Annotated in this window: 9 protein-coding genes and 1 pseudogene; 8 read left to right on the top strand and 2 right to left on the bottom strand. The window is 63.5% G+C overall.

Annotated features, from left to right (window positions below):
• Positions 1-209: 209 nt before the first annotated feature.
• Both QMX91_RS26460 and QMX91_RS26465 read left to right on the top strand, forming a co-directional pair.
• A complete protein-coding gene (locus QMX91_RS26460; RefSeq protein ID WP_139054978.1) occupies positions 210-1085 on the top strand; it encodes an alpha/beta fold hydrolase in 876 nt (291 codons plus the stop codon).
• 24 nt (positions 1086-1109) lie between these two features.
• Positions 1110-2060 carry a LysR substrate-binding domain-containing protein gene (locus QMX91_RS26465; protein ID WP_282413612.1) on the top strand — a complete coding sequence of 317 codons (951 nt, stop codon included), beginning with the start codon at positions 1110-1112 and terminating at the stop codon, positions 2058-2060.
• 126 nt (positions 2061-2186) lie between these two features.
• Here the strand turns inward: QMX91_RS26465 and leuD are convergent, their stop codons facing one another.
• Positions 2187-2801: a 3-isopropylmalate dehydratase small subunit gene (gene leuD, locus QMX91_RS26470; RefSeq protein ID WP_027613385.1), complete on the bottom strand. Its 615-nt coding sequence runs from the start codon at positions 2799-2801 to the stop codon at positions 2187-2189.
• A complete protein-coding gene (leuC, locus tag QMX91_RS26475; RefSeq protein WP_282413613.1) occupies positions 2798-4216 on the bottom strand; it encodes a 3-isopropylmalate dehydratase large subunit in 1419 nt (472 codons plus the stop codon). The genes leuD and leuC overlap by 4 nt, the downstream gene beginning before the upstream one ends.
• A 113-nt stretch (positions 4217-4329) precedes the next feature.
• On the opposite strand from leuC, the pseudogene QMX91_RS26480 reads away from it, so the two are divergent.
• The 6 genes and pseudogenes from QMX91_RS26480 to QMX91_RS26505 all read left to right on the top strand — a co-directional run.
• Positions 4330-4431 (top strand): annotated as a pseudogene (locus QMX91_RS26480) (metal ABC transporter ATP-binding protein); the annotation flags it as partial.
• 191 nt (positions 4432-4622) lie between these two features.
• On the top strand, positions 4623-5813 hold the full coding sequence (locus QMX91_RS26485; protein WP_135296271.1) for a PepSY domain-containing protein: 1191 nt from the start codon (positions 4623-4625) through the stop codon (positions 5811-5813).
• A complete protein-coding gene (locus QMX91_RS26490) occupies positions 5810-6352 on the top strand; it encodes a hypothetical protein (RefSeq protein ID WP_027613388.1) in 543 nt (180 codons plus the stop codon). Before QMX91_RS26485 ends, QMX91_RS26490 begins: the two co-directional genes overlap by 4 nt.
• Positions 6349-6690 carry a hypothetical protein gene (locus tag QMX91_RS26495; protein ID WP_097088250.1) on the top strand — a complete coding sequence of 114 codons (342 nt, stop codon included), beginning with the start codon at positions 6349-6351 and terminating at the stop codon, positions 6688-6690. The genes QMX91_RS26490 and QMX91_RS26495 overlap by 4 nt, the downstream gene beginning before the upstream one ends.
• Positions 6687-7262 carry a DUF6162 family protein gene (locus QMX91_RS26500; protein ID WP_098964847.1) on the top strand — a complete coding sequence of 192 codons (576 nt, stop codon included), beginning with the start codon at positions 6687-6689 and terminating at the stop codon, positions 7260-7262. The genes QMX91_RS26495 and QMX91_RS26500 overlap by 4 nt, the downstream gene beginning before the upstream one ends.
• Positions 7263-7297: 35 nt before the next feature.
• Positions 7298-8227, top strand: a complete 930-nt coding sequence (locus QMX91_RS26505; RefSeq protein ID WP_134786984.1) for a metal ABC transporter substrate-binding protein — start codon at positions 7298-7300, stop codon at positions 8225-8227.
• Positions 8228-8390: the final 163 nt, after the last annotated feature.

Raw genomic sequence — 8390 nt, forward strand, 5'->3', positions numbered from 1 at the left:
GGGCAAGCCCGCTCCCACAGGGATCTCCGGTGTTTATACGATGGGTGTCACACAGAAAAACACTGTGGGAGCGGGCTTGCCCGCGAAGGGGCCAGCCCTGGCGACACACATCACACTTCATGAACCACCACACCACGCTTCAACCCTTGCCCCGAATGCCGAACACTTTCAGGATGCATCCCACCCGCACCTGAACAAGGATCAGCCCGATGTTTGCCGGATTCGTCAAAGACCAGCGCCACGTCAACGGTGTCGACATCGCCTATCGCCTCGGTGGCAGCGGCCCGGGGTTGTTGCTGTTGCACGGACACCCGCAGACCCACGTGATCTGGCACAAGATTGCCGAGCAGTTGGCGGAGCATTTCACCGTGGTCGCCGCCGACCTGCGCGGCTACGGCGACAGCGCCCGACCGGCTGCCGATGAACAACACCGCCATTACTCAAAACGCGAAATGGCCAGGGACAACCTCGAGTTGATGCAGGCGCTGGGCTTCGAACAGTTTTCGATTCTGGCCCACGACCGTGGCGCCCGGGTCGGCCATCGCCTGGCCCTCGACCACCGCGCTGCGGTGCAACGGATGATGCTGCTGGACATCGCCCCGACCCTGGCAATGTACACGCAGACCAACGAAGCGTTCGCCCGCGCCTATTGGCACTGGTTCTTCCTGATCCGCCCGGCGCCGTTGCCGGAAACCCTGATCGAGGCCGATCCCGCAGCCTATCTGCGCAGCGTGATGGGCAGCCGCAGCGCCGGACTCGCGCCGTTCACCGAGCCAGCGTTCGGCGAATACCTGCGTTGCCTGCAACGTCCCGGCAGCGCCCGGGGCATCTGCGAGGACTACCGCGCCAGCGCCAGCATCGATCTGGAACATGATCGTGCCGACATCGCCGCCGGCCATCATCTTGACCTGCCGCTGCGGGTGCTGTGGGGTGCGCAAGGCACAGTCGGGCGCTGCTTTGACCCGCTCAAGGAATGGCAGCATGTGGCGACCAACGTCAGTGGCAAGGCGCTGCCGGCCGGGCATTATCTGGCCGAAGAAGTGCCCGAACTGTTGCTCGCCGAAGCGCTGGATTTCCTGCGCTGAATCGAGCCCTGTACCGCCGATGCTATGCTGGCGGCTTGTGCCGCCAGTGCTCGTTCCCACATGTCCCAGAACCAAGACCCCGTGCCCCTGCCCGAAGACTTGCGCGTGCTGCTGACCGTGATCCGCAAGAACGGTTTCGCCGCTGCCGCCGATGAGTTGGGGCTGTCCCCGGCCTACGTCAGCAAACGCATCCAGATTCTCGAATCGACCCTCGGCACCCGGCTGCTGCACCGCACCAGTCGCCGCGTGTCGCTGACCGAGGACGGCGAGCGGGTGCAGCGCTGGGCCTTGCGCATCCTCGATGACTTCCAGCAACTGCGCGACGACCTCGCCGACGCCCACGACAGCCCACGCGGGCGTTTGCATATCTGCAGCAGCTTCGGTTTCGGCCGCAACCTTGTGGCGCCTGCGGTTTCGCGGCTGGCCGAGCTTCACCCGCAGTTGCAGATTCGCCTGGACCTGTTCGACCGCGCGGTGGACATCGTCAACGAAGGCTTCGATCTAGAAATCCGCGTCGGCGACGACCTGCCCGGTCAGCACATCGGCCGGCAACTGGTGAGTAACCGCCGGGTGCTGTGCGCTGCGCCCGCATACCTTGAGCGCCGCGGCACACCGCAGACCCTGGACGACCTGCAACAACATGACTGCCTGGTGATCAAGGAGCGCGACAACGCTTTCGGCATCTGGCATCTGGACCGCAACGGCACACAGGAAAGCGTGCGGGTCAGTGGGCCGCTGTCTTCCAACAACGGCGAGATCGTCCTGCAATGGGCGCTCGACGGACGCGGCGTGTTGCTGCGTTCATTGTGGGATGTGAAACCGTTGCTGGAACAGGGCCGACTGCTGCCGGTGCTGGCCGCTTACAGCCAGAGCGCCAATGTCTGGGCGGTGTACCCGACGCGGCTGGCCAATTCCGGCAAGCTACGGGCGTGTGTGGAGTTTTTGCAGGGGCATTTCAAGGATTTGTCGCTATAGCGGGTGCAACACCAAACCCTTGTAGGAGTGAGCCTGCTCGCGATGGCGGTCATTCAGCCAATGATTATTTCGACTGACACGACGCCATCGCGAGCAGGCGAAGGCCTACAGAGGGCTAGTTGGGTGTCAGGTCAGCCATGGGTTGGCGGCCAGATGTTCGCGCTCGAACGCCTCGATCTGCTCACGCCGCTGCAAGGTACTGCCTATCGCATCCAGCCCCAGCAACAGTGCGGTCTTGCGCAAGCCGTCAATCTGGAAATCGATGACTTCACCGTCCGCCAGACGTATCTGCTGCGCCTCAAGATCCACATTGATCAGTGCCGTTTCAGGCTGACTCACCAACCGGCCAATGCGCTGCACCTGTGCCTCGTCCAGGGTAATCAGCAACACCCCGTTGCGCTGGCAGTTGTCGTAAAAGATCCCGGCAAAACGGCTACCGATCAGCGCGCGAATGCCCATTTGCTGCAACCCCCACACCGCATGTTCGCGACTTGAACCGCAGCCGAAATTCGGCCCGACCACCAGAAAGTTCGCGCCCTGCCAGGCCGGTTGGTTCAACACGAATTCCGGGTTGGGCGTGCCGTCGGCAAGAAAGCGCAGATCGAAAAACAGCCCACGATCCAGCCCCTGACGATCAATGCCCTTGAGAAACTGCTTGGGCATGATCACGTCGGTATCGACGTTGGCCGCGAGCAGCGGCGCGGCCCGGCCGCTGACCTGAGTAAAGGGTTGCAGGCTCATGGGCGTTCTCCGAAGTGGCGGATGTCGGTCAGGTGGCCGTTGATGGCGGCAGCGGCAACCATCGCCGGACTCATCAGATGGGTGCGCGCCCCGGCACCCTGGCGGCCTTCGAAATTGCGGTTGGTGCTGGAGGCGCAACGGTCGCCGGGCGCGAGCACGTCATCGTTCATCGCCAGGCACATCGAGCAGCCGGACTGGCGCCATTCAAACCCGGCGTCGATGAAGATCTGCGCCAGCCCTTCGGCTTCAGCCTGAGCGCGGACCTCACTGGAGCCGGGCACGATCATCGCCCGCACATGCCCGGCCACCCGCCGACCGCGCACCACGCTGGCGGCGTCACGCAGATCCTCGATCCGCGCGTTGGTGCAGGAGCCGATAAAAGCGTGGCTGATGACGATATCGCGCAGCGCCATCCCCGCCTCCAGGCCCATGTATTGGAGGGCGCGGCGCATGTCCTGACGCAGGATCGGATCGTCGATGCGTTGCGGGTCCGGCACCTGCGCACCGATCGGCGCGGCCTGATCGGGGCTGGTGCCCCAGGTGACCATCGGCTCCAGCAGGCTGGCATCGAGGTGGATTTCGCGGTCGAACACGGCGCCGGGATCGCTGCGCAGTTCACGCCATTTTTCCACGCCGCGCGCCCAGCGTTCGCCTTGCGGTGCGCGGGGTTTGCCGTTGAGATAAGCAAAGACTTTTTCGTCCGGCGCCATGAACGCACCGCGTGCACCGGCTTCGACCGCCATGTTGCAAATGGTCATCCGCGCTTCGACGCTCAGCGCATCGATGGTCGATCCGCAGAACTCGATCGCATAGCCAGTGGCGCCCGACGCACCGATGCGGCCGATCAGCGCCATGATCACATCCTTCGACGTCAGCCCCGGCGCCAGTTCGCCATCCACCGTCACGCGCAGGCTTTTCAGGCGTTTGTAGACCAGCGTCTGCGAGGCAAGCAGGTGCTCGATTTCCGAGGTGCCAATGCCAAATCCGAACGCCCCCAGCGCACCGTACGTGGTGGTGTGGCTGTCACCGGCAGCGATGACCATGCCCGGCAGAATGAAGCCCTGCTCCGGGGCGATCACATGCTCGATGCCCTGACGTTTATCGAGAATATCCAGCAGTTCGATGCCGAAGTCCCGGCAGTTCTCCGCCAGATACGCCACCTGCCGCGCACCGCCGGCATCGGGCATTGCCGCCACCCGTTGCGGCGTGGTCGGGTTGACGTGATCGACCACCGCCAACGCCGTACCCGGCCGCCAGACCTTGCGCCCGGCAGCACGCAGACCGCTGAACGCCTGAGGGCTGGTGTATTCGTTGATCACCTGGCGATCGATATACAACAGCACATGACCCTGATCGTCGAGGCGGCACACGGTGTGCGAATCGATGTGTTTGTCGTAGAGGGTTCTGGGGTTCATCAGGGCGCTCGCTCAAGGGAATGCGGTGCTTTCCATCATAGGGAGCGCTTTGATGGCATCAATTGGCAGGCAGTGAGAGCGGCGTTCATGAATCGTGTTTGATCGGCTGATCAATGACTGCCCCTGTGGGAGCGGGCTTGCTCGCGAAGGCGTCGCGTCAGTCGACATCAAAGTTGAATGATCTACCGCATTCGCGAGCAAGCTCGCTCCCACAGGGGTTGGTGGTGACTGGGGGAATTGCGAAACATTTGCTTTCATATCACCTTTCGGGATTTGTCCGGCTCATCCGTCCTATAGAGATGCAGGCCGTTCGCACAGGCAACAGCCACGACCGCGCCTTTTGCGGACACCCGCGCTGCGAAGCCCGTAGCCGCGTGCCCTTTCATCGAAATCAAGACGCGCACACATGTCGAAGAAATCCCGTTCCAAACTGTGGTTCCTGGTGCATAGCTGGCTCGCGCTGCCGATCTGGTGTTTTGTCCTGATCGTCTGTGTCACCGGCACGCTGGCGGTGGTCAGTCAGGAAATCGTCTGGCTGGCCAACCCGCAAATGCGCGCCAGCCAGCCATCGGATGACGCACCGCGGCTCAGTTACGATCAAGTGCTGGCCGCGATCAAACAGGCCGAACCGCAGACGCTGGTGGAAAGCATCAGCCGCCCCGACGAATCGCACTTCGCCCTCGACGTCGAGGTCAGCTACCCCGACGGCCGCTCGCAGACGGTCTACGTCAACCCGTACACCGGGGTGATCCAGGGCGCGGCGCCGGACTTCAACTTCAAGGCGTTCACCCGCGCCCTGCACGGCTGGTGGCTGGTGCCGTTCACCAACGGTTTCAGCTGGGGCTGGTACCTGGTGTCGTTCCTCGGCCTGCCGATGCTCGCTTCGCTGATCACCGGGCTGGTGGTGTACAAGCGCTTCTGGAAAGGTTTCTTCAAACCCACCCTGCGTTTTCGCCACGGCGCGCGGATTTTCTGGGGCGACTTCCATCGACTGAGCGGCATCTGGTCGATCTGGTTCATCGCGGTGATCTCGATCACGGGCACCTGGTTTCTGATCCAGGCCATTCTGGCCGACAACCAGGTGTCCATCAGCAGCGAACCGATCATTCCCGCCATGTCCCGGGAAAGCGTACCGATGTCGAGCGACGCCAGTCCTCCCCCACGAATCAGCCTCGATCGCGCGGTACAGATCGCCGAACAGCACATCCCCGGGCTGGAAGTCAGCTTCGTCAGCCTGCCGGGCAATGCCTACAGCCACTTGAGCCTTGGCGGGCGCGGCTGGTATCCGCTGATGTTCCAGACCGCCACGCTCAACCCGTACCACGGTGAGATGGCCGCCACGCGACTGCTGACTGACCGCTCCTCGCTGGAGTTCGTCACCGAGTCGATGCGCCCGCTGCACACCGGTGATTTCGGCGGTCTGTGGATCAAACTGATCTGGTTCTTCTTCGGTCTGCTGCTGAGCATGATGGTCCTCAGCGGCCTGTTGATCTGGACCAAGCGCACCGCGCTGGCCACCGCCAACGCGCTCAAGCGCGAAAATAAAAAGGCCCGCAGCCCCCGCGTCAGCCGTGAACCGGCGGAGGTCAGCCTGTGAGCCCGTCCAATCGCACTGCCCAACCGTCCGCCCTGCGCCGCTTCTGGCACAAATGGCGCTTTCATCTGAACGCCCTGCTACTGCTGATTCCGTTGGGCTTCATGCCCAAGTATTTCGCCGATGCCGCGCTGTTTCGCGGTGACGTCGGCCTCGGTGAGCATGAGGTCGGCGAAATTCAGGTCGGCCCGTGGAGCCTGCGCCTGGCCGAACTGCGTAACGAAGCACCGCGCCTTAGCGGCCCCGCCGGCTACATGAAGGACTTCAATGCCGCCCTGTGCGATGCCTGTGTCGAACAGGTCAAGGCCACCTACCTGCGCATCGGCAAACCGCGCAGCCTGCGCGCCGCCGGGGTGATTTTCTTTGGCACGCCGTATCGCATGGGCGCGCAATTGCCGGTGGCGGAAAAGACCAAAGCCGATGCCGAACTGTGGATCACCATGGAAGGCTGGGACGGCAGCATGCATCAGGCCTCGATTCCCCTGAGCCAGGCCTCCCCCGCCACCCTCGCCTGGCTGAACCAACAAGGAGCCAAACCATGAACCGCGTTCAACGCCCTTCCCGCCTGCAGTTGCGCGCCGCGTTGCTGATGCTGTGCGCAGGTTTCAGCGCCGGCGCCCTGGCCCATAACCCGATGTGCGAATGCAAAGCCGTCGATGCCGAGCAGATCAAATGCACCGGCGGCTTCTCCGACGGCAGCGGCGCACCGGGGGTGACCCTCGATGTGATCGGTTACGACGAAACCATTCTGCTGCCGGGCAAGCTCGGCGCCGACTCGACCGTGACGTTCAAGAAACCGGCGGCCGAGTTTTATGTGCTGTTCGACGCCGGCCCCGGCCACGTTGTGGAAATCGACCAAGCCGACATCGAGGCCCCATGAGCACGCCCACCACCCAAGTCGTCCGCCCGGCCGGTGCCGGGCATGAAACCCTCAATGTTCTGCTGTTGTGTTTACTGATCCTTGCCGTCGCCGGCTCGGTGGTGGCGTGGCGCGGGGTGTCCCATGAGCCGGAGCCGGTCGCCAGCCATCAGCTCGATGCGCGGCGCGATCTCAGCGCCGCCGAGCAAGGCATCTACGCCGACCTGCGGGTGACCCTCGATGAAATTCGCCTGCTGCATGAAGAACAGCAGAGCCTGCCGACGCCACAGACCCTGGCTGAAGAAGGTTTCGCCCCGTTCGCCCAGGACGCCAGTTCGGTCAGCCGTGGCGGGCATGCCTGGCAATTGCTGGCGGACACGGCCTATTTCGGCCACAGCCAGGCGCCCGCCGTCGCCGGTTCGTTCGTGATGCTATTGAGCGCCGACGCCACTGCCGCGCCGGACATCTGGCTCAACCGCGCCGCAGAGCTGCAGACGCCCACCGAACTGACTGACGCCGCGCTGTCCGCCGCCGGCTGGAAACAGATCGTCGCGCAGTTCGATGCCGGTGTGACCCGCGAGCATCGCCACTGAACCTTCGCCTTCACCCGAGAGAAGACCGCTTGCCCATGCTTATTTCCCTGACTCGCCGTCCCCTCCTGCGCACCCTGCTGTTAGGCCTGTGCGCGTGCCTGCTGAGCCCGCTGGCCAGCGCCGATCCGGGCAAACGCCTGCGCATCGGCATCACCCTGCACCCGTATTACAGCTATGTGGCGAATATCGTCGGCGACAAGGCCGAGGTGGTGCCGCTGATTCCCGCCGGCTTCAACCCGCACGCCTACGAGCCACGCGCCGAAGACATCAAGCGCATCAGCGGGCTGGATGTGATCGTGCTCAACGGGGTCGGTCATGACGACTTCGCCGACCGCATGATCGCCGCCAGCGAAACGCCGAACATCAAGACCATCGAAGCCAACGAAAACGTGCCGCTGCTGGCGGCCACCGGTACCGCTGCGCGCGGCGCCGGCAAAGTGGTCAACCCCCACACCTTCCTGTCGATCAGCGCCTCGATTGCCCAGGTCAACAACATCGCCCGCGAGCTGGGCAAACTCGATCCGGACAACGCCAGGGCCTACACCCAGAACGCCCGCGCCTACGGCAAACGCCTGCGGCAGATGCGCGCCGATGCGCTGGCCAAACTGACTCAGGCACCGAACGCCGAACTGCGCGTGGCCACGGTGCACGCCGCGTACGACTATCTGCTGCGCGAATTCGGCCTGGAAGTGACGGCCGTGGTCGAGCCGGCCCACGGCATCGAACCCAGTCCGAGCCAGTTGAAAAAGACCATCGACCAACTGCGCGAACTCGACGTGAAGGTGATCTTCTCGGAGATGGATTTCCCTTCCACCTACGTCGAAACCATCCAGCGTGAGTCCGGCGTGAAGCTGTACCCGCTGTCGCACATTTCCTATGGCGAATACAGCGCCGACAAGTACGAAAAGGAAATGACCGGCAACCTCGACACCGTGGTGCGGGCAATTCAGGAGTCCGGGGCATGACAGCAAAAGAAACCCTCTCTGACACCCCGCCATCCCCTGTGGGAGCGAGCTTGCTCGCGAAGGCGCCGGGTCAGCCAACATCTTTATCGAATGACACACCGCATTCGCGAGCAAGCTCGCTCCCACAAGATGACCGGCAACCTCGCCACCGTGGTGCGGGCGG

This window comes from Pseudomonas sp. PS01299 (assembly GCF_029960145.1).
Lineage (GTDB): Bacteria > Pseudomonadota > Gammaproteobacteria > Pseudomonadales > Pseudomonadaceae > Aquipseudomonas > Aquipseudomonas putida_A.